Source organism: Nonlabens tegetincola (assembly GCF_002117085.1).
In the GTDB taxonomy this organism is placed as follows: Bacteria; Bacteroidota; Bacteroidia; order Flavobacteriales; family Flavobacteriaceae; genus Nonlabens; species Nonlabens tegetincola.
The window spans coordinates 1,233,616-1,255,153 of the sequence record NZ_CP019342.1 but is presented as its reverse complement, the minus strand read 5'-3'; the positions used below and the strand labels follow the sequence as shown (position 1 = coordinate 1,255,153).

Genomic DNA, 21,538 nt, shown 5'->3' with positions numbered 1-21,538 from the left:
AAAGTACAATTTATCTAAAGTTTAATTAAAATTTTTAATATATGTTAAACGTTCTAGAGTTAAAATCTACAAAATTAATTGTAACTGTTTTAAAATCAGTTAATAAAGGCTTTGCTACCTGTGGCCATTCTATAAAATGAACACCTATTTTGTCGATATAATCTTCCATTCCTAGATCGAGTAACTCTTCTGTTTGGTTAATTCGGTACAGGTCGTAATGAAAAACATCGCCGAAAGGACACTTATATTCGTTTACCAGTGAAAATGTCGGTGAAGATATCTCATCTTTCGATTTAAGTACTTTGCACAACTCTTTTATCAAAGTTGTTTTGCCTGAACCCATTTCTGCTTCAAAACAAATTATAATAGAACGATTAAAAATGGATTGTTCTATATTAAGGTCTCTTAAAAGTTTTTTGGCAGCCTGGTTAACGGTATCTAAAGTATATGTGTATTCCATTATCTAGGTTCAAAAGTTGCTACTGGTATTAACATTTCCTCCATAGACACACCGCCGTGTTGATATGTATTACGGTAATAACTCACGTAGTGATTGTAATTATTAGGGTATGCAAAAAATAAATCTCCTTTGGCAAAAATGAAACTACTACTCATGTTGATCTTAGGAAGTTTTATAGTAGCTGGGTCTTGAGCTGCCAGAACATCTTTGTCTTCATATGTTAAACTACGACCTGTTTTGTATCTCAAATTCAAACTCGTATTCTTATCACCAATTACTTTACTAGGTGTTGTCACATTTATCGTACCGTGGTCAGTGGTTAGGATTAGTTTCATACCCAATTGCTGCGCACGTTGTATGATTTCTAGTAAAGGTGAATTTTTGAACCAACTTAAGGTTAAAGAACGGTATGCTTTGTCATTACTAGCTAGTTCTTTTATAACCTCCATTTCAGTTTTAGAATGAGAGAGCATATCAACAAAGTTGTAGACCACAACGGTAAGGTCGTTGTATTTTTGAGATTTAAAATTATCTGCAAGTTTTCTCCCGTTATTTTCATTGGTGATTTTGTGATATTGCCAACTGACATCTAATCTTAATCTTTTTAACTGAGCTTCTAGAAAGTCTGCCTCGTGCATATTTTTACCGCCTTCATCAGTATCATCTTTCCAATATTCTGGATGACGTTTCTTCATATCTTCAGGCATCAAACCACTAAATATGGCATTTCTAGCGTATTGAGTGGCTGTAGGTAAAATGGAGCAATACGTTTCTTCTTGTTGTTTTTTATAATGATTGTTAACTAGCCCTTCAAAAGCCTTATATTGATCATACCTTAAATTGTCAATAACTACAAATAAAACCTGTTCCTTGTTTTTTAAAGAAGGAACAACCTTCTTCCTAAATAACTGATGACTTAATAAAGGAGCTTGTTCTTCATCTTCGAACCATTCTGGATAATTACGATCGATAAATTTGCAAAACTGATGATTTGCTTCGGTCTTTTGAGCATTTAATATTTCTCTCATACCGCTGTCCTCAATATCTTCTAATTCTATTTCCCAATAAAGAAGTTTTTGATAAAGTTTTACCCATTCTTCATAGGAATTGATCATGGATAATTCCATTGATATTTTTTGAAACTCTTTTTGGTAATCACTGGTTGTTTTCTCATTAATCAACCTTGAGTGATCCAGATTCTTTTTTACCGACAGTAATATTTGATTAGGGTTCACAGGTTTGATAAGATAGTCAGCAATTTTTGCTCCTATTGCTTCTTCCATGATGTACTCCTCTTCACTTTTAGTGATCATGATGATAGGAAGCTGTGATTGTTTTTCTTTTATCTCTGTAAGAGTTTCTAGCCCTGTAAGTCCAGGCATATTTTCATCAAGAAAAACAATATCATAGTTATCTTCATCAATAGCGTCAATAGCCTCTGTGCCGCTCACGCGAGTATCAACTTTATAACCTTTGCTTTCTAAAAAGAGTATGTGAGGTTTTAATAAATCTACCTCGTCATCTACCCATAATATTTTGATATTATTCATACTAGTATCTTTGCTTTAAAATGCCTGTCGTTTGAAACAACAAAACAAACTTAAAATATTAAACGATCCTATCTATGGATTTATTTCTATTCCTAGTAGAGAGATCTTTCAGTTAATTGAGCATCCTTACTTTCAAAGGTTGCGTAGAATTACACAAATGGGATTAAGTTATCTGGTTTACCCAGGTGCTCATCACACTCGTTTCCATCATGCCTTGGGATGCATGCATCTTATGCAAAAAGCAGTCCAAGTATTGCGATCTAAAGGTGTTGTGATTGATGATAAGGAAGAAGATGCTCTTTATAAGACCATTTTATTACATGATATCGGTCATGGACCATTCTCTCATGCTCTTGAATATAAGATCGTTAAAGGTGTCACTCACGAGCAGCTATCTTTAAATTTTATGCAAGCTCTTAACGAGGAGTTTAACGGTAGTTTAACGCTTGCTATTAAAATTTTTAAAGGAGAGTATCATCGACCGTTTATGTTACAATTAATCTCTAGTCAATTAGATATGGATCGACTGGATTACCTTAAACGAGATAGTTTTTATACAGGAGTTGCAGAAGGAAATATTAACAGCACTAGACTTATCGCGATGCTTAATGTTGTTAATGATGAGCTTGTAGTAGAAGAAAAGGGTATTTATAGCATAGAGCATTTTTTGACTTCGCGCAGGCTTATGTACTGGCAAGTGTATTTACATAAAACAGGGATCGCTGCCGAGCATTTATTACAATCTTTTTTCAAGCGATTAGTCGAATTGTATGAGTCCAAAGTTGCTGTTTCATTACCAGACCGTATCGAATACTTTATAACTAGAGAAAATTTTGATCAGGCTAGCGCTCATGATTTAAAGATGTTCGCAAGGTTAGATGATACTGATGTTTTTACTGCGCTTAAAATGAATGTCGATCATGAAGACTTTGTACTCAGGGAATTAAGTAATATGCTTCTTAATAGGCAATTACTCAAAGTCAAGTTTAGAGATGCTCCTGTTTCAGAAAAGAAATTGAATAGTAAAATTATTCAACTGCAAAAGCAATATAAATTGTCCGAGGATCAGGCTAGTTATTTCGTTTTTCAAGGAGTGGTTAAGCATACCGCTTTCGCGAAAGCGAACCCTATTAAAATTCTCACCAAAACAGGAAAGGTTAAGGAATTACTTAAAGTAACTAAAGAAGATAGTTTCAAAGCCCTTACCAAAGTTGCTCAAAAACATTACTACTGTCATCCTAAATTAAATGATAATTCATAGTAATTGTTTGTTTTATTGTGGATAACACAATATGAGTATGTTGTTGCTACGGGATTAATATTACATTAGTTTACTTATTTTTGCCACAATGAAGTTTACAGTCCAACAAATAGCTGACATTCTAGAAGGAATCGTAGATGGAGATGAACAACTAGAATTAAGTAAATTATCCAAGATAGAGGAAGGAGAAAAAGGAAGCTTGTCTTTTTTATCAAATCCTAAATACACTCCTTATATATATAACACACAAGCCAGTGCTGTTATCGTGAATAAAGACTTCCTACCAGAGCAGCCGGTAGACACTACACTCATTAAGGTTGAAGATAGTTATAAGGCTTTTTCAAAATTGCTTGAATATTATCAAATGGCCAAAATGAGTAAAACAGGTATAGAACAACCTAGTTTTATTCATGAAACTGCACAACTAGGTGATGATGTCTATGTAGGTGCTTTTGCTTACATAGGTGAGAATGTGAAAATAGGTAATGGAGTAAAGATTTTTCCACAATCACATATAGGTGACAACGTTACAATAGGTGATCATTCTGTAATTTTCTCATCGGCTCAAGTATTATCAGATTGTGTAATCGGTAATCGAGTAGTAATCAATTCTGGTTGTGTGATAGGAGCCGATGGTTTTGGTTTTTCACCTAATCCTGATGGTACTTATAGTAAGGTACCACAAACAGGTAATGTAATTATTGAAGATCATGTTGATGTAGGTGCTCTTTCAACTATTGATAGGGCTACTCTAGGTAGTACTATAATAAGGAAAGGAGCCAAGTTGGATAACCAAATTCAAATAGCTCACAATGTTGAGATAGGTGAAAATACGGTTATTGCAGCCCAAACGGGCGTTGCAGGTTCTACCAAGGTAGGAAAAATTGCAGGATAGGTGGTCAAGTAGGAATAGTAGGGCATATCACAATAGGTGATAATGTCGGTATCCAAGCTCAAAGTGGAGTAGGAAGAAATATAAAATCAAATTCAAATATACAAGGATCGCCAGCCTTTGATTACGGTGATTGGAACCGTTCCTACGTGTATTTCAAAAATTTGCCAAAAATCGAAAAACGCATTACTGACCTAGAAAAACGTTAGTCATTATGACTGTCACAGACATTAATCAAACAACAATCGACCGTGAGGTCACCTTATCTGGTGTAGGATTACATACAGGTAAAGAAGTTACTCTAGTATTTAAACCAGCTCCGGCAGATCATGGTTATGCCTTTCAAAGAGTTGATCTTGAAGGAGAACCAGTTATTGAAGCACTAGCTGCTTATGTTACTGATACTAAAAGAGGAACAACCCTTGATAAACGAGGAGTACAAATCAATACTTGCGAGCATGTACTTGCTGCCCTTGTAGGACTGGAAATAGACAATTGTCTTATAGAAATCAATAGTAGTGAACCACCAATTATGGATGGATCCTCTAAGTTTTTTATTGAAGCTCTTGAAAAGGCTGGTATCAAGGAATTAGATGCAAAACGTCAAGAATTTGTAGTCAAGGAAATCATTTCTTACAAAGATGAGGAAACAGGTAGCGAGATTATTTTGATGCCTTCTGATAAATACCAAGTAACCACAATGGTTGATTTTGGTACTAAAGTATTAGGTACTCAAAATGCTACTCTTGAAAAATTATCAGATTTTAAATCAGAAATATCAGAAGCAAGAACCTTTAGCTTTTTACATGAATTAGAGATGTTACTGGACCACGGACTTATTCAAGGTGGTGATCTTAATAATGCGATAGTTTATGTAGATAAAGAGATTTCTGAGAAAACTATGAACAGCTTGAAAAAAGCGTTCAACAAGGAAAATATAAGTGTAAAACCTAATGGTATTTTAGATAACCTAGAGTTACATCACCCTAATGAGGCAGCACGTCATAAATTATTAGATGTAATCGGTGATCTTGCTTTGATAGGTTATAGAATACGCGGTAAAGTTATTGCAACAAAACCAGGTCACTTTGTAAACACTCAATTTGCAAAGAAAATGGCCAAGATTATAAAAAAGGATATTAGAGAAAATGTACCTGATATTGATGTCAATCAAACACCACTTATGGACGTCAATCAAATTATGGCTATGTTACCTCACCGTCCACCATTCTTGTTGGTAGATAAAATTTTTACTTTGACTGATAGTCAGGTAATCGGACTCAAGAATGTGACCATGAATGAACCATTTTTTGTAGGTCACTTTCCTGGACAACCGGTTATGCCAGGTGTTCTTATAGTAGAGGCAATGGCTCAAAATGGTGGTATATTAGTACTAAGCACCGTTCCAGATCCTGAAAACTACCTCACTTTCTTTATGAAAATCGATAACGTTAAATTTAAACGTAAAGTAGTACCTGGAGATACCTTAATTTTTAAATGTGATCTAATCACTCCTATAAGAAGAGGAATTGCTCACATGCAAGCATATGCTTATGCAAACGGCGTTTTATGTGCCGAAGCAGAGCTTATGGCTCAAATTTCAAAAGAAAAATAAATGAATCAACCTTTAGCATACGTACATCCAGGAGCAAAAATTGCAAAAAATGTAGTCATTGAACCATTTGCTACTATTCATAACAATGTAGTAATAGGTGAAGGTTCCTGGATAGGATCAAACGTTACTATCATGGAAGGTGCCCGTATAGGTAAAAATGTAAGCATTTTTCCAGGAGCAGTTATATCTGCAATACCGCAGGATAAAAAGTTTGAAGATGAAGAAACTACCACTGTCATAGGAGATGGTACTACCATTAGAGAATGCGTAACGATTAACCGTGGTACTAGTGATAAAATGAAAACTATCATTGGTAAAAATTGTTGGATTATGGCTTATTGCCATATTGCACATGATTGTGTTGTTGGAGATAATTGTATTTTCTCAAATAACAGTACACTTGCAGGTCATATAACCGTAGGAGATCATGTGGTGCTAGCGGGAATGGCGGCCGTTCAACAATTCTGTCAAATAGGGAATCATGCATTTGTTACCGGTGGATCGTTGGTGCGTAAAGATGTACCACCATACGTTAAAGCAGGTAGAGAACCTTTAAGTTACGTAGGTATTAATTCGGTAGGATTAAGAAGACGAGGTTTTGAACTAGAAAAAATACGAGAGATTCAAGATATCTATCGCATTTTATATCAAAAGAACTATAACGTTTCACAAGCGGTTCAAATCATCGAGGCAGAAATGAGCGCTTCAAACGAGCGTGATGAAATTATAGAATTTATTAAAAACTCTAAGCGAGGTATCATGAGAGGATACGTGCGCAACAATTAAGAATATATGGCAAATACAAGCGACATTAGAAAAGGATTATGTATACGTTATAATCACGATATATATAAAATCATTGAATTTTTACACGTAAAACCTGGTAAAGGACCAGCATTTGTAAGAACAAAACTTAAAAGTGTTACTACTGGTAAGGTTATCGATAATACCTTTTCTGCAGGTCATAAAATTGATGAAATCCGTGTTGAAACTCATACATTCCAGTATTTGTATAATGATGGTGAGGCCTACCACTTTATGAATACCGATACCTATGAGCAAATCCAGCTACCAGAAAGTAGTCTAGATGCTCCTGGTCTTCTTAAAGAAGGTGAAAATGTGAAAATTCAAATTAATACAGAGGACGACTCACCACTTTCAGTTGATATGCCTCAATATGTAATATTAGAAGTTACAGCGACAGAACCTGGTGTAAAAGGTAACACAGCTACAAACGCTACAAAACCAGCTACCGTAGAAACAGGTGAACGAGTAATGGTTCCTTTATTTATTAATGAAGGTGATAAGATAAGAATCGATACAGAAAAAGGAGCTTATCACGAGCGTATCAAGGAATAGGTGAAATTCAATCAAACTCATAGACTAGATTTTATTGCTGACCTGATCAAATGTGAATTTGTTGGGCCAGCAGACTTTCCTGTAACAGGAATGAACGAGATTCATGTTGTAACTCCAGGAGATATTGTATTTGTTGATCATCCTAAATATTACGATAAGGCATTAAACAGTGCAGCCACCATTGTTTTAATAAACAAAAAAGTAGATTGTCCAGATGGTAAAGCCTTACTAATATCAGACGATCCTTTTAGGGATTTCAATAAGTTGACTCAACATTTTGTTCCTTTTAACGCTTTCGCGAAAGCGAACACAACAATAGCCACCACGGCATTAATTCATCCCACAGCTAGCCTAGGAAATGAGGTTGTAGTAGGTGAAAACACGGTTATACATGCCAATGTATCGATAGGCGATCGTTGTATCATAGGTGATAATGTTATTATACACGCTGGTACAGTTTTAGGCGGAGATGCTTTTTATTATAAAAGGAGAGAAGCTGGATATGATAAACTATTGAGTAACGGTAGAGTAGTTATTGAGGATCAAGTTGAAATAGGTGCTTTGTGTACCATTGATAGAGGTGTCTCTGGCGATACTACTATTGGTTATGGGTCAAAGTTGGATAATCAGGTTCACATAGGACATGATACTGTTTTGGGTAGACATGTACTTATAGCCAGTCAAGTAGGTATTGCGGGCTGTGTAGTCATTGAGGACAACGTAAAATTATGGGGTCAGGTAGGTGTGCGCAGCGATGTTAAACTAGGAGAAGGTTGTGAGGTTATGGCACAAAGTGGAGTGTCTAAAGACATTCAACCAGGCGAGGCCCTATTTGGTTCACCAGCAATTAATGCAAAAGAAAAGTTTAAAGAGTTGGCTGCCCTAAGAATGTTGCCTAATTTAGTCAAAAAATTATAAGAAGTGTCAGCAAAAAAAATAGTTCAATCGTTTTTAGATTCTCAGGTATTTGTAGATAGTTCACAATTCCCAGAATTTTTTCATAAAGATTTAAAAGTATACTGGCATTCCAGTTCAGGATTTAATGTATTCGATTATCAATCTTACCTAGACTTGTACAAGTCAAATACTGATAATTATGAGGTTATGAGAACTGATGTTACTCATATTCTTGCAAATAATAAAAGCGAAGTTGCTGCGCGATTCACACTTTACGTGCGTACCTTTGAAAATCCTAATGAAGAAATGCCTATAGGCTATTTTATTAGTATTTTTAAAGTTCAAGATGACAGAATTATTGAAGCGCATCATTCTAGTCATCCTAGTGAAAAAGAAAGTTAATTTAATAAGTATAAATACATATAAATGAGTGTTTTAGTAAATAAGGATTCAAATATTATAGTTCAAGGATTTACTGGTAGTGAAGGTACTTTTCATGCTGGTCAAATGATTGAATACGGTACAAACGTTGTAGGTGGAGTTACTCCAGGTAAAGGTGGTCAAGAACACCTAGGTAAGCCAGTTTTTAATACGGTTAAAGAGGCTGTTGAAAAGGTAAACGCCGATACAACAATTATTTTTGTTCCACCAGCATTTGCTGCTGATGCTATTAAGGAAGCTGCTGACGCAGGTATCAAAGTAATCATTACTATTACTGAAGGTATTCCTGTGGCAGATATGGTAAAAGCTGCCGATTATATCAAGGATAAGGACTGTAGATTAGTTGGTCCTAACTGTCCTGGTGTAATTACTCCAGGTGAGGCAAAAGTTGGTATTATGCCAGGTTTTGTATTTAAAGAAGGTAAAGTAGGAATTGTATCAAAATCTGGAACACTTACTTATGAAGCTTCTGACCAGGTAGTAAAACAAGGCTATGGTATTTCTACAGCAATAGGAATTGGTGGTGATCCAATTATTGGAACGACTACAAAGGAAGCCGTTGAATTATTTATGAATGACCCAGAAACTGAGGCTATCGTAATGATAGGTGAAATAGGTGGTCAGTTAGAAGCTGATGCTGCTAGATGGATTAAAGAAACAGGTAATAAAAAACCAGTTGTTGGTTTTATCGCAGGTGAAACTGCTCCTGCTGGACGTACAATGGGTCACGCAGGTGCGATTGTTGGTGGATCTGAAGATACTGCTCAAGCTAAGAAAGCAATTATGAGAGAATGTGGTATTCACGTTGTTGATTCTCCAGCAGAGATAGGTAAAAAAGTTGCCGAAGTTCTAGGAAAATAATTATAGATTTTCTTAAAACTCAATGGAACACAGTGTGTTCCATTGAGTTTTATTTTTATAAATACCAAACCTTATGAAATTACTGGAAGGAAAAAATGTAATCATCACTGGCGCAAGCCGTGGAATAGGTAAAGGGATTGCACGTGTTTTTGCAGAAAATGGTGCCAATGTTGCTTTTACCTACGCAAGTTCTGAAGCACCAGCTCTAGAATTGGAAAAAGAGTTAACTGACCTAGGAGTTAAAGCAAAAGCTTATAAGAGCAATGCTGCAGACTTCAATCAAGCTCAGGAACTCATAGAAGCGGTCTCAAATGATTTTGATACTATAGATGTATTGATAAATAATGCTGGGATAACCAAGGATAATTTACTTATGCGTATAAGTGAAGAGGATTTTGACAAGGTGATTGAGGTAAACTTAAAGTCTGTTTTTAACATGACTAAAGCTGTACAACGTACCATGTTAAAACAACGTAAGGGAAGCATTATCAATATGAGTAGTGTGGTTGGTGTTAAAGGTAATGCAGGACAAACCAATTATGCCGCATCAAAAGCTGGTATCTTAGGTTTTACAAAATCTGTCGCTCTGGAATTGGGATCTCGTAATATACGTTGTAATGCTATTGCTCCTGGTTTTATTGAAACTGAAATGACCGGTGCACTAGATGAGAAAACGGTACAAGGATGGAGAGACGGAATTCCTCTTAAAAGAGGTGGTACTCCAGAAGATGTGGCAAATGCATGCGTATTTCTAGCTAGTGATTTATCTGCTTACATTACTGGTCAAGTACTTAATGTTGATGGTGGAATGTTAACTTAAACCATTAATTATCTTGCAAACTGCTTATTATTTATGGATAGGAGTAGCGGTAATCGCTAGCGCATTATTTGCTTGGTATTCCTATTTTTTTAAAGAAAAGCGTTTATCAAATAGTTTATATTACTTAGCTGTACTTAGGTTCATTTCTGTTCTAAGTGCAGCTTTTTTATTGATTAATCCAAAGTTTGTTACAAAATCCTTTCAGGATGAAAAGCCGGTTCTTTCCATTCTATTGGATCAATCTAAATCCATAGATTATCTTAATGCTAGCGAACAACTCAACTCGGATTATCAAAGCCTGATTCAAAATGAAGATTTAGTTGAAAAGTTTGAAATAAGAACATTTGCACTAGACGATAATTTTAAACCCTTTGATAGTTTAAGTTTTAAAGGTGACGCTACTAATATCTCAAACGGGTTATCCAAGAATCAAGAGCTTTTTAAATCAAGAAATAATGTTACTTTACTGCTTACAGATGGAAATCAAAGTAGAGGTAGGGATCTAGCTTTCACCAAATTAAATAATCCTGAATCACTTTTTCCTATAATTTATGGGGATACGACTGTTTATGACGATTTTAGAATAGGACAGGTAAATGTTAATAAATATTCTTATTTAAAAAATGAATTTCCTGTTGAGATTTTTGTTCAATATACAGGAGATGTTTCAAGAGAATCGAGACTTACAATCAAGAATGGTAACCAAATTGTTTATCGAGAAAATCTAACATTCTCCAAAATTAATTCTAGTACTGTAGTTTCGGCCTTATTAGAAAGTACTTCCATAGGTACTCAACGGTACCAAATCGCTATAGAACCTTTTACAGAAGAGAAAAATACCTCAAACAATTATAGAAATTTTGCTGTTGAAGTAATTGATCAACAAACCAAGGTGGTCATTATTACAGCTAGCATGCATCCTGACGTAGGTGCGTTGCGTAAAGCCATTGAAAGCAATCAACAAAGAACAGTTGAGATTGTGAATCCCGATAAAGTTTCTAATCTAAATGAGTATAACTTAATTATTTTTTATGGTGTCAACGAGGACTTAAAGCCAATTATGAATCAGGTAAAGTTATTGGGTAAAAACACTTGGTGGTTACTGGGAGAATCTCCAGATATTCAAATGATCAATTCTTTACAAAACGCCTTTTCAATCGAAAACTCAAAGGATGTTGATGAGGTGCAACCCATTCTTAATGAAAATTTTACAGCCTATAATGTAGATTCATTTTCATTTAATGATTATCCACCAGTAAGAGCGCCTTTTGGAATGGTAAGTTTTAATACACCTATTGATATACTTTTCTATAAACAAATAGGATCTGTAGAAACAGCCGATCCTTTATGGTTTAATTATGAGGAAAATACCAACCGACATTCTGTTACAATGGGTGCAGGATTATGGAGATGGCGATCACAAAGTTTTATAGAGTCAACCTCTTTTACAAATTTTGACGATTTAGTGAGTAGTCAGGTGCAACTACTAGCAAGTAATAAAAAACGTAAGCGACTAGATGTAGATTATAATTCCTTTTATTATCAAAACAATGAAATAATAATCAATGCTATGTTTTTAAACAAAAACTACGAGTTTGAAGACAGTGGTATTCTAAATCTTTATTTAACTAATCTTGAAACCAGTGAGAAAATAATTAGGCCATTTGTTCTCTCTAATAATACCTATAAGGTAAATCTTTCAGATATAGAACCAGCAGATTATAACTTTACAGTAAAAGTTGAAAATGATGTTTTAACTCAATCTGGAAAAATAAGCATACTCGAGTTTGACATTGAAAAACAATTTACCAGTGCAAATTCTAGCTCTTTCAATTCTTTAATTGATTCTAGTAATATTTTTTATGCTGGCGAGACCAATAAAGTACTAGATGAACTACTTGATGAATCTAAGTATAAAACAATCGAAAAAGCAACTCTTAAATATTCCTCTTTAATTGATTGGTACTATTTATTAGGAGTTATGCTTTTGTCCTTAGGACTAGAATGGTTTATCAGGAAGTACAACGGATTAATTTAAAATTAGATTATGGAAAAATTACCAAAGGCTGGAATCCTATTTGCCATAGGAATTGTATTAGCTATTATTATTTTATTTAAAAGTTCAGTTAATATAGGCGCTGGTGAAGCAGGTGTTCTATTCAACTTCTTTTCTGGTGTTGATACCAGTAAAACCTATGGAGAAGGATTTCATATCATTGCACCGTGGAATGATATGACGGAGTTTAGAGTGAAACAACAATCATTTTCTGATAGTATGGAAGTACTTTCGGTAAACGGTCTTAAAGTAACTGTTGAAGGTACGGTGTGGTTTCAACCAGAATATGATAACCTACCTAGGTTGTATAAGGAAAAAGGAGCAAATTATGTAGAAACTATCCTTGATCCTGCCATTAACGCTGCTACCAGATCAGTAGTTGGTCGTTACACTCCTGAGCAACTTTATTCTTCTAAGAAGGAAATTATTGTAAGTGAAATCATGTCTGAACTTACTAAGGAATTAGAAGGACAATACCTTACAGTGAACAAGGTGTTTGTTAAAGAGGTAAAGTTACCACCTAAAATTAATGATGCTATTGAACGTAAGTTAAGACAGGAACAAGAAGCTCAAGAGTACGAGTTTAGACTGGTAAAGGCTCAAAAAGAAGCAGAACGTCAAAGAATTGACGCACAAGGTAAGGCTGCAGCAAATGATATTTTAAGTAAATCACTTACTGATAAAATTTTAATGGAAAAAGGTATTGAGGCTACCTTAAAACTTGCTGAATCACCTAATTCTAAAGTGATCGTTGTAGGTAGTTCTGATAATGGTGGTTTACCTATAATTCTAGGAAATCAGTAGTTTTAAATTATTGCGGATTAAAAAAAGACCTGTTTAAACACAGGTCTTTTTTTATTGAAATTAGTAAAGCATATTCCGAGTGTCCGTAATTCCAGTTATCAACCATTTATCATTGTAATAAACCATGGTAAATACGTTGACACCACTATGTGAAAACTGACCATTGACATGAAATTCGTAGGTTGTATGGACCGTTGCAATATCCTCAAAAGTTGTATGACTAATTTCTATAAGCGTTTCCTTAAAGGTCATGTTTTCTGGAATATTTAAAATGCTATTCATAAAGGCAGACTTACTCGCCTTTTCCATTGAATTTCCTTTAGAACGAGACTTAATATAAGAGAATAGCATCAGATTATCGGCCATGGACTGGTCTAGAGCAACGCTATCCTGCGCATGAAACGCATCGAAAAAATCACGTACAGCCTCTACAGGAGACTTTTTCATCGGTTTCACCATTTCATTAATAGAGTCTTGTGCAATGGAATCTTGTTCTACCGGTTGTTGAGAGTACGCTTTCGCGAAAGCGAAACAAACACAAACCATCATTAATAAAGCTTTCCTGTTCATAATATCTAATTGAATGGTAATATTAGTATTTTTACTTCATAAAACAAGATTATGTCTGTAGCAAAGAAGCAATATAAAAGAATAACCGTTAAATCATTATCCGAAATGAAGGCCAATGGAGAAAAAATCTCTATGCTTACTGCTTATGATTATACCATGGCCAAAATAGTAGATAGTGGTGGCGTTGATGTGATTCTAGTAGGAGATAGCGCTAGTAACGTAATGGCAGGTCACGAGACAACACTACCTATAACACTGGATCAAATGATTTATCATGCGAGTAGTGTTGTAAGAGCCGCAGAGCGCTCGCTGGTTGTTGTAGATTTACCTTTTGGTAGTTATCAAAGTGATCCTAAAGAGGCCTTGCGCAGTGCGATTAGAATAATGAAGGAAAGTGGTGGACACAGCGTAAAACTAGAAGGAGGAAGAGAAGTAAAGGAATCCATAAAACGTATTTTACACGCAGGTATACCGGTAATGGGCCATCTAGGACTTACACCTCAAAGTATATATAAATTTGGTACTTATACAGTACGTGCTAAAGAAGAAGCCGAAGCGGAAAAGCTTATTGAAGATGCATTATTGCTCGAAAAATGGGGTTGTTTTGCTCTAGTGCTAGAAAAAGTTCCCGCTGCTCTTGCAGAAAAAGTAGCAAGTCAATTAAGTATACCTGTAATTGGTATAGGTGCTGGTGCTGGAGTTGATGGTCAGGTATTAGTTTCTCATGATATGTTTGGAATGACACATGAATTTAATCCACGTTTTTTACGTAGGTATTTAAATCTTTATGAGGAAATGGGTGATGCAGTAAGTTCCTACGTTAAGGATGTTAAAGCAAAAGACTTTCCTAATGAGAATGAACAATATTAATTAAAATAACAAATAAAAAAGGTGCTCGTAAAAGCACCTTTTTTATTATAAAAACTTAATGTATTCTACATCGATACTATAATCACCTACAATACCATCGGATATATAGAAATTATATCTTAAAACTTTTTTCAAGTTTTCTTTATCAATTTCTCCAGGAATAATGTTGTGAAATAGGACACGCTTGAAATGATTGATGGGTAGCTTTATGGTTTTCCAAGTATTCTTATGCATACGAATCATGTATCCGTATTTTTCTTGTTGAACACCTGGATTGAACTCTATTTCAAAAGCAACGGGTCTACCATCGGTTCTCAATTTAATTTCTATGAATTTCACCTCACTTAAATCTTGTTCAAGTTTGTGAGATCTCAACATGCTCCACGAGGAATTATTGACGGATTTAATAGTACCACAAAATTCAACATAATGATCGTGTTGAATTATTTTTCCAGTGCTTTTACCACCTGTAAGTGAATCGGTAAGTGGAGTCCATTTAAATCTATATTCCATATTCCTTCCAAACTTTATTTCGGTAGGGATTAATGGTTCTAGGGTTTTCATGTATTAAAAGTTTAAGGGGAAACAATTTTAATACAGAAAAAGGGGAATGAATATGTATTTACTTGGCTATTTCTCTAAAAACGTTTAACTGTCGTTAATCTCGTTGAAAAAAGCATAAATCTCCTAAATTTCCTTCTGATTCAAACTCAAAGTAACCTTTTCTACTCCTAGAATTAAGATATTGAAACTTTAATTCTTTACCTTTTATTTTTCTAAAATCGATATCATTGATGATCCATTGAGGATATCCACCCAATTGAATTAAAGGTGTAGGAGTGATGATTTGGCTTTTTGCTGTTTTGTATAATGTCCAAGGAAATTCAGGAGCAAGCTTTACTATTAATTTATGTAATTCTGGATATCTATGAATTACCTCTTCCCAAATCGGTAAGCTATTTACGGTTAATTTCTGGTAGTATTCTTGTATAGGGAATTCGTCATAATCAACCGTGCTTAATTCACAATACGGACCGATCGAAGTCGCTTTATGATCATCAAAATAAAAAGCTTTAGACTCGCCATCAATAGGGAATACTCCTCTTAATGGTATGATCAAGCCTTTAGAATCTTTTTTTTGAATTTTTAAAAATGCATTTTGGTCTATGTCTTTAACCTTATTATAACCTGTAGCCGTAATGACAATTTTATTCAGTTCTTCTTTTAATAAAGCTAAATCCTTTTCTGCAATTTTTACTTTTTGCGCCAGCTCCTTCATTAAAGACTCGCTCGTTTTTGATGATTTACCTATCATCGCTTGCAACCATTTGAACATAATAAGGAGAGATTAATGAGATTATTTTTTTTTCATTCTAGATGCCAAAGCACCAGCCAGTAAAGCTATAAATATAAATCCGAGTGACAACCATTCTGGAAAATGTATATGATGAACTAATAACATTTTGATACCCACAAAACCCAGTATGGCTACTAGACTATAATGAATGTATTGGAACTTATTTAATAGATTGGTTAGGAAAAAGTACATACTTCTCAATCCCATTATGGCAAGAATGTTACTTGTGAAAACCAAAAAGGGATCAGCCGTGATAGCTAGAATAGCCGGTATAGAATCTAGAGCAAAAAGAACATCGGTCAATTCGATGACCACCAAGGCCAAAAATAATGGGGTTGCAATTCTTTTACCCATTTTTCTGATAAAGAGCTGCTGCCCATTAATTTGATCTGTAACTGGTAAAAATTTGCGTACTAGTTTATAGATGGGACTTTGTGCAGGATCAAATTCTTCGTCATTGTTCTTGAGCATTTTAAAAGCCGTATACAGTAGAAATAACCCAAAAACATAAGTCATCCAGCTTACTTTGTTAATTAAGGCAACGCCAAACAAAATCATTAAGGCTCTAAAAACTAAAGCACCAACAATTCCCCAAAACAAAACTCGGTGCTGGTATTTGGGAGCAATATTAAACGAGCCAAAAATAACCGCAATCACAAAAATGTTGTCTATGCTTAACGACAACTCAATAAGATATCCAGTAATGTATTTAATAGATGCATCAATCGCTGTCATGTTTTCAGGATTGTCTACAAGTCCATTGTCATATATCAGGTAAATGGCACCTGTAAAAGCTACAGCGATACTTACCCAAAGAGCAGTGTATTTACTAGCCTCTTTAGTTCCTATAACATGAGCCTTTCTATTAAAAACAAAAAGGTCAAGCATCAAAAAGATGCTGACCATTATTATAAATCCTGTCCAAATCATGATGTAAAAATACTTAAGGTATTCTCACTTGTGCAGTGTCTGGATCAAAAAACTTTATTGCGTCGCTCATTGATTTAGCTTGTAAAGCTTTTTTATCATTTACTAGAATCGGAAAGCGCAATAATTCTGGTTGATTGCGTAAAACATCAACACCGTCATTAAATTCAATACTATCACCACCTTGATATTTCTCATGACTAGTGTCGATTAAATCGATAATATCACATTCTAGTAATTCAATAAGTTCTGCATATATAGTTCCAGTAATATCAAATTTATTTATATCACGTTGATTAATTGATTTGCCACTACTCACTAGGTAAGCATACACTTCCTTGTGTAATTTTTTATTAGAATCGTAAAAAATACTTACTTCACGACTGGATTTTGCAAGAACTCCCATTTTTAATGCTTTACTATTGTCGCTTTTCTCTTCTCACATTGAGTTTTCAGTTGAGTAATAACTTTTGAAATTCCTTCTTCAAAATTATCGTGCGACTCCTCAGCAAAAAGTCTCGGTCCAGGAGCACTTAACCTTATTTGGGATATCATACCCGTTTGATCACTCGACGTATTTTCTGTTTTGAAAAACACATCTGCACGTGTTACCCAGTCATAACGTTCAAAAATCGTTTGTAGCTTTTCTTTGGTATAGTTTTCTAGTCTTTCACTTCCAGAAACTCCGTCGTAATTAAACTGTATAGTCATAATTTTTATTTTAAAGATACAACAGTTGTTATAGAATTTCTTTGTTTTTAGTTTACCTTAATATCACTTTAGCACTCTTTATAAATTTTGTTAATTTACTGTCAATACCTTTATATATTTATAAGTTAAAGTATCAGCAACCTTAGTTATCTTGCACTCAATGAAAAAGATAGCTGTAACTCTTTTAGTATTATTTTATTTCGCTTTCGCGAAAGCGCAATTATCATTTTGCGATGGTGAAATTGGACCTACCATTTTTACCGAAACCTTTGGATCAGGAACTACCAATGGGCCTGCTTTACCAGCAAATGTAACTACCTACACATACGTTAATAGTGGTATTCAAGATGGAGAATATACCATCTCTAGTAATATGCAACAATTGGGTAGTTTTTGGGATGCTCCAGATCATACAGGAGATCCTAATGGAAAAATGCTTTTAGTAAATGCCGATTTTACCGCAGGTTTATTTTATCAGACTCCGATAACAGGCTTGTGTGAAAATACACCTTATGAATTTAGTGCCTGGGTGATCAATATATTGGATAATAACAATCCTTGTGGCGCTGGAGAAATTCCTATACAGGTAAGATTTGAAATTTGGGACATTACCGATTCCACCTTACTAGCAAGCGGTGCAATGCCACCTGAGTTTTCACAACCTGCACCTACATGGAAACAATACGGTCTTACTTTTACCACTGCAACCGGACAAAATGGATGTATTTTAAAACTAATAAATGAAGGTGCTGGTGGTTGCGGTAATGACCTAGCTATCGATGATATCGTTTTTAGAACTTGTGGCGATACCACACAAATAATTGATACGGCTAATAATACCGTTGTTACAAAATGTGAGGATGATCCTGCACAATCCATTACTTTATCGGCAAGTACGGTAAGTTCCATATTCACAACCCAGAGTATCAATGGCAGCAAAGCGATGATGGTGTTATTTTTACTGATATTTTAGGACAGAATGGACCTACATTTACTACACCTAATTTAAACGACACTATTTTTTATAGAGTCAAAGTAGCCGAAGATGCTGTTAATTTATCCAATTCACAATGCGTAAACTTTTCTGATGTTTTCGAATTTCGTGATGTTACAGTTCCGCTAGCAGTTCCAGTTCAAAATCCAGTGATTGCTTGTGATGGTATTTCTGAAGAAATGGAAGTAACCTTGCCTAATGGGACCACCGCTTTTTGGTACACCGTGCCTACAGGTGGAACCTCTATTCATGATGATTCCAATGATTATACCACAACCATCCCAGGAACTTATTACGTTGAAACCGTTGATATTCAAAGCGGTTGTGTTTCAAATTCTAGAGTTGCTATTGATTTCCTAGCCTTCAATAGTCCAAATGTTACGAGTCAAGATTACGAAATTTGTCCTGATGAAACGGTAGTGCTAGATCCTCAATTCTCACCAGCAAGTTACGTATGGAGCACAGGAGAAGGTACACCAACTATTGAAGTTGATACTGAAGGAATTTATACCGTAGAAGTAATTAACAACGACGGTTGTTCTTCTACAGCGACATTTACTGTAACAATTACCGAAGCTCCTATAATTGATGAAATAATCGTTATTGGAAATGATTTACAAGTAACACTGTCTAATACTGACTTGTCAAATTTTCAATACAGTATTGACGGCTTAAGGTGGTCTGATTTGCCAAATTTTGATATTACTACCTTTACTCAAGTAACTGTTTTTGTTCGTGATAGACTAAATTGTACGGTAGTTCAACAAGAATACAACAGAATAATTATACCTCAGTTTTTTACTCCTAATCAAGATGGTTTTAATGACTATTTTAATTTTGAAGGGTTAAGAAACTTCCCAGATGCCAGACTCCAAATATTTGATAGACACGGTAAGTTGATCAAGGAGATAAATGATATTGCAGTTAGAGTGGGATGGGATGGTACATACAACGGGCAACCTTTACCAAGTAGTGATTACTGGTTCAAATTGGACTATGATAATAAATCCATCACGGGTCATTTTTCACTAATACGTTAATTATTAGAATATTAAGTGTTTTAAGAATTTAAATAGGTAACTTTAAAATAAAAATGCGTTTCTCTCTATTTTTATGTTTATTTTTTATAATAGGATGTAGTTCTTCTAAAACTTATACGGTCGAAGATTTTAATCGTGTAAAAGGTATTGCGACTAATGACTTTAAACTTGATGTAACTGTAGCGTACCCCTTTAATACAAATGCTACTAATCAGGTATTAACCCAAGTCACGATGCAAAGAGGTGATTCTCCCAATCGTATAAACCTATCAGGTGAGTCTGTAACTTTTGAGTTAAGAAATGATTCCTTGTTTACTCAACTTCCTTTTTATGGAGAACAAAGGCTTTCTACACGTTATATGTCTAATCCTGGAATTGTAGTGGAAGCTCCCATAAGTGATGATGAAATCATTATTAATGAAGAAAGGAAGATGATAACTAGAAAATTTAATGCTTCTGGTAAGGATGAGAACCATGAGTTTGTTATTGAATTTTTAAAACATGGATTTTCAAAAATTTATGTTACTTCTACTAGTAGAACTTTCATGAATTATGACGCTCAATTGGTTGATCAATAAAAAATACCGCTATCTTGAAATAAAGATAGCGGTACTTTATTAACCAACATTTCTAATTAATCTATTGTATATCTAAATCGTTCTACTTCGCCACGACTGTTTTTCATTTGAATCAATAGTGTCTCTCTAGGATTTACTTCTCTTAAAATTTCTTGTAAATCGTCAATATTCGTAATTTCATAATCATTCACCTTGGTGATGATATAATCTCTCATGTCATATCTAGATAATTCACCTGTTGTTCTTGTGATACGTACACCTTTTTTAGTATCAAATATCTTTTGATCCTCTTTAAAAAGATTACGTACTTCCATTTCAATTTGAGGAATGAGAACCGTATTGTTTTTTGTTATTTCAATTTGAGCTTGTTTTTGAACTCCATTTCTTAGGTAACTCACATAAACAATATCACCTGGATTTTTACTCGAAATGTATCCAGTTAAATCTGCAAAGGTTTTCATTTTTAAACCATCAATACTTTTAATAATGTCACCATTTTTTAGATTCGCTTTTGCAGCACCAGAATTTTCAACCACTTTGGCAACATATATTCCTTCACTCTCATCAATTCCCATTTCATCAGCAATGTTACCATTAAGGTCTGTTCCTGATATTCCTAGCATCCCTTTCTGTACAAATCCAAATTCCATAAGATCCTCGATAATCTTACGAGCGTTATTTGATGGAACTGCAAAAGAGTATCCTACATAGGAACCAGTTCGACTAGCAATTGCGGTATTGATACCAATTAATTCCCCATTTTGATTGACTAATGCGCCACCTGAGTTTCCTGGGTTAACAGCAGCATCAGTTTGAATAAAAGACTGCATTTTTCTATCGCGTTCATCTAGATCACGTCCTTTTGCACTTATAATCCCAGCGGTAACAGTACTTGTAAGATTAAAAGGGTTTCCTACAGCCAGTACCCATTCACCAATTTTAGCTTGATTGCTATCACCAAAAACTACATAAGGTAATTCTTCATCAGCTTCTATTTTTAATAGGGCAATATCACTATTAGGTTCAGTTCCCACGAGTTCTGCCTTGTAAGTTTTGTTATTATTTAATGTCACTTCTAGACTTTGTGCATTTTCAATAACGTGATTATTAGTTACGATATACCCATCACCAGTTATAATAACACCGCTACCAGTTCCTACTGCCTGGCGATAAGGTGTTCTACCATACATAAGATCGGCAATAGACATACCACCACGAGCTATAGTAGTATTTTTTACGTGGACCACAGCATGCACTGTTTTTTCTGCTGCTTCGGTAAAATCGATACCTTCTATAGAATTAGTGTAATTAACATTCTTTACAGGAAGTACTGGTGTTTGTACTTCATTAGCAACTTGTTGTGATTGTTGTGCGGCAATTTGTGACTCTGGTTCAAAGGCTATTTTATAAGTACCTAAAACAACAGCGCCACCTAAAACAGCCATACCGAAATTTTTGATTAAACTTTTCATTTC

23 protein-coding genes and 1 pseudogene are annotated in these 21,538 nt (G+C 34.7%); 15 read left to right on the top strand and 9 right to left on the bottom strand.

The features are described from left to right. Positions 1 to 34 precede the first annotated feature (34 nt). Positions 35 to 460: a tRNA (adenosine(37)-N6)-threonylcarbamoyltransferase complex ATPase subunit type 1 TsaE gene (gene tsaE / locus BST91_RS06015; protein ID WP_085774832.1), complete on the bottom strand. Its 426-nt coding sequence runs from the start codon at positions 458 to 460 to the stop codon at positions 35 to 37. Then, positions 460 to 2,010, bottom strand: a complete 1,551-nt coding sequence (gene porX / locus BST91_RS06010) for a T9SS response regulator signal transducer PorX (RefSeq protein ID WP_085774831.1) — start codon at positions 2,008 to 2,010, stop codon at positions 460 to 462. Before porX ends, tsaE begins: the two co-directional genes overlap by 1 nt. 31 nt (positions 2,011 to 2,041) lie before the next feature. Here porX and BST91_RS06005 point away from each other — a divergent pair, with 31 nt between their 5' ends. The 11 genes and pseudogenes from BST91_RS06005 (at position 2,042) to BST91_RS05955 (ending at position 13,016) form a co-directional block, all read left to right on the top strand. Further along, positions 2,042 to 3,271 (top strand): HD domain-containing protein, encoded by a 1,230-nt coding sequence (locus BST91_RS06005; RefSeq protein WP_042279239.1) that lies wholly within the window; start codon positions 2,042 to 2,044, stop codon positions 3,269 to 3,271. An 88-nt stretch (positions 3,272 to 3,359) separates the two neighbouring features. Further along, positions 3,360 to 4,372: pseudogene (gene lpxD, locus BST91_RS06000) on the top strand (UDP-3-O-(3-hydroxymyristoyl)glucosamine N-acyltransferase). Between the two features lie 5 nt (positions 4,373 to 4,377). Next, on the top strand, positions 4,378 to 5,778 hold the full coding sequence (locus tag BST91_RS05995; RefSeq protein ID WP_042279234.1) for a bifunctional UDP-3-O-[3-hydroxymyristoyl] N-acetylglucosamine deacetylase/3-hydroxyacyl-ACP dehydratase: 1,401 nt from the start codon (positions 4,378 to 4,380) through the stop codon (positions 5,776 to 5,778). Next, on the top strand, positions 5,779 to 6,564 hold the full coding sequence (gene lpxA / locus BST91_RS05990; protein WP_042279232.1) for an acyl-ACP--UDP-N-acetylglucosamine O-acyltransferase: 786 nt from the start codon (positions 5,779 to 5,781) through the stop codon (positions 6,562 to 6,564). Between the two features lie 6 nt (positions 6,565 to 6,570). Further along, complete coding sequence (gene efp / locus BST91_RS05985) at positions 6,571 to 7,137, top strand: elongation factor P (RefSeq protein WP_060522383.1); 567 nt, start codon at positions 6,571 to 6,573, stop codon at positions 7,135 to 7,137. Beyond that, positions 7,138 to 8,055: a UDP-3-O-(3-hydroxymyristoyl)glucosamine N-acyltransferase gene (locus tag BST91_RS05980; protein WP_085774830.1), complete on the top strand. Its 918-nt coding sequence runs from the start codon at positions 7,138 to 7,140 to the stop codon at positions 8,053 to 8,055. A 3-nt stretch (positions 8,056 to 8,058) separates the two neighbouring features. Next, positions 8,059 to 8,436, top strand: coding sequence for a hypothetical protein (locus tag BST91_RS05975; protein ID WP_060522385.1), 378 nt, complete (start codon positions 8,059 to 8,061; stop codon positions 8,434 to 8,436). Between the two features lie 24 nt (positions 8,437 to 8,460). Next, positions 8,461 to 9,336, top strand: a complete 876-nt coding sequence (sucD, locus tag BST91_RS05970) for a succinate--CoA ligase subunit alpha (protein ID WP_060522386.1) — start codon at positions 8,461 to 8,463, stop codon at positions 9,334 to 9,336. A 73-nt stretch (positions 9,337 to 9,409) separates the two neighbouring features. Further along, entirely contained in the window at positions 9,410 to 10,156 is a 747-nt protein-coding gene (fabG, locus tag BST91_RS05965) for a 3-oxoacyl-[acyl-carrier-protein] reductase (protein ID WP_042279226.1), read from the top strand. Between the two features lie 13 nt (positions 10,157 to 10,169). Beyond that, positions 10,170 to 12,194: a hypothetical protein gene (locus BST91_RS05960; RefSeq protein ID WP_085774829.1), complete on the top strand. Its 2,025-nt coding sequence runs from the start codon at positions 10,170 to 10,172 to the stop codon at positions 12,192 to 12,194. 9 nt (positions 12,195 to 12,203) lie between these two features. Beyond that, positions 12,204 to 13,016, top strand: coding sequence for a prohibitin family protein (locus tag BST91_RS05955; RefSeq protein ID WP_060522388.1), 813 nt, complete (start codon positions 12,204 to 12,206; stop codon positions 13,014 to 13,016). Positions 13,017 to 13,076: 60 nt separating this feature from the next. Here the strand turns inward: BST91_RS05955 and BST91_RS05950 are convergent, their stop codons facing one another. Further along, entirely contained in the window at positions 13,077 to 13,586 is a 510-nt protein-coding gene (locus BST91_RS05950; protein ID WP_157546908.1) for a nuclear transport factor 2 family protein, read from the bottom strand. Between the two features lie 51 nt (positions 13,587 to 13,637). Here BST91_RS05950 and panB point away from each other — a divergent pair, with 51 nt between their 5' ends. Further along, a complete protein-coding gene (gene panB / locus BST91_RS05945; RefSeq protein ID WP_042279222.1) occupies positions 13,638 to 14,456 on the top strand; it encodes a 3-methyl-2-oxobutanoate hydroxymethyltransferase in 819 nt (272 codons plus the stop codon). Positions 14,457 to 14,501: 45 nt separating this feature from the next. Here the strand turns inward: panB and BST91_RS05940 are convergent, their stop codons facing one another. The 5 genes from BST91_RS05940 to BST91_RS05920 form a co-directional block, all read right to left on the bottom strand. Further along, positions 14,502 to 15,020 carry a CIA30 family protein gene (locus BST91_RS05940; protein WP_042279219.1) on the bottom strand — a complete coding sequence of 173 codons (519 nt, stop codon included), beginning with the start codon at positions 15,018 to 15,020 and terminating at the stop codon, positions 14,502 to 14,504. A gap of 94 nt (positions 15,021 to 15,114) precedes the next feature. Beyond that, the gene (locus tag BST91_RS05935; RefSeq protein ID WP_085774827.1) at positions 15,115 to 15,792 is read right to left on the bottom strand and encodes a hypothetical protein; all 678 of its coding nucleotides are present in this window, start codon (positions 15,790 to 15,792) and stop codon (positions 15,115 to 15,117) included. A gap of 21 nt (positions 15,793 to 15,813) precedes the next feature. Beyond that, a complete protein-coding gene (locus tag BST91_RS05930) occupies positions 15,814 to 16,746 on the bottom strand; it encodes a TerC family protein (protein WP_085774826.1) in 933 nt (310 codons plus the stop codon). A 10-nt stretch (positions 16,747 to 16,756) separates the two neighbouring features. Continuing rightward, positions 16,757 to 17,146 carry an arsenate reductase family protein gene (locus BST91_RS05925; protein ID WP_042279211.1) on the bottom strand — a complete coding sequence of 130 codons (390 nt, stop codon included), beginning with the start codon at positions 17,144 to 17,146 and terminating at the stop codon, positions 16,757 to 16,759. A gap of 2 nt (positions 17,147 to 17,148) precedes the next feature. Further along, positions 17,149 to 17,451: an HPF/RaiA family ribosome-associated protein gene (locus BST91_RS05920; RefSeq protein ID WP_042279210.1), complete on the bottom strand. Its 303-nt coding sequence runs from the start codon at positions 17,449 to 17,451 to the stop codon at positions 17,149 to 17,151. Between the two features lie 160 nt (positions 17,452 to 17,611). On the opposite strand from BST91_RS05920, the gene BST91_RS13205 reads away from it, so the two are divergent. The 3 genes from BST91_RS13205 to BST91_RS05910 all read left to right on the top strand — a co-directional run bounded on the left by BST91_RS13205 (position 17,612) and on the right by BST91_RS05910 (position 20,063). Continuing rightward, entirely contained in the window at positions 17,612 to 18,424 is an 813-nt protein-coding gene (locus BST91_RS13205) for a hypothetical protein (protein ID WP_211280410.1), read from the top strand. A gap of 170 nt (positions 18,425 to 18,594) precedes the next feature. Beyond that, entirely contained in the window at positions 18,595 to 19,485 is an 891-nt protein-coding gene (locus BST91_RS13200; RefSeq protein ID WP_211280409.1) for a T9SS type B sorting domain-containing protein, read from the top strand. Between the two features lie 53 nt (positions 19,486 to 19,538). Continuing rightward, positions 19,539 to 20,063 carry a DUF4251 domain-containing protein gene (locus tag BST91_RS05910; protein WP_085774825.1) on the top strand — a complete coding sequence of 175 codons (525 nt, stop codon included), beginning with the start codon at positions 19,539 to 19,541 and terminating at the stop codon, positions 20,061 to 20,063. A 56-nt stretch (positions 20,064 to 20,119) separates the two neighbouring features. Here the strand turns inward: BST91_RS05910 and BST91_RS05905 are convergent, their stop codons facing one another. Next, positions 20,120 to 21,535, bottom strand: a complete 1,416-nt coding sequence (locus BST91_RS05905; RefSeq protein ID WP_085774824.1) for a trypsin-like peptidase domain-containing protein — start codon at positions 21,533 to 21,535, stop codon at positions 20,120 to 20,122. Positions 21,536 to 21,538 lie beyond the last annotated feature (3 nt).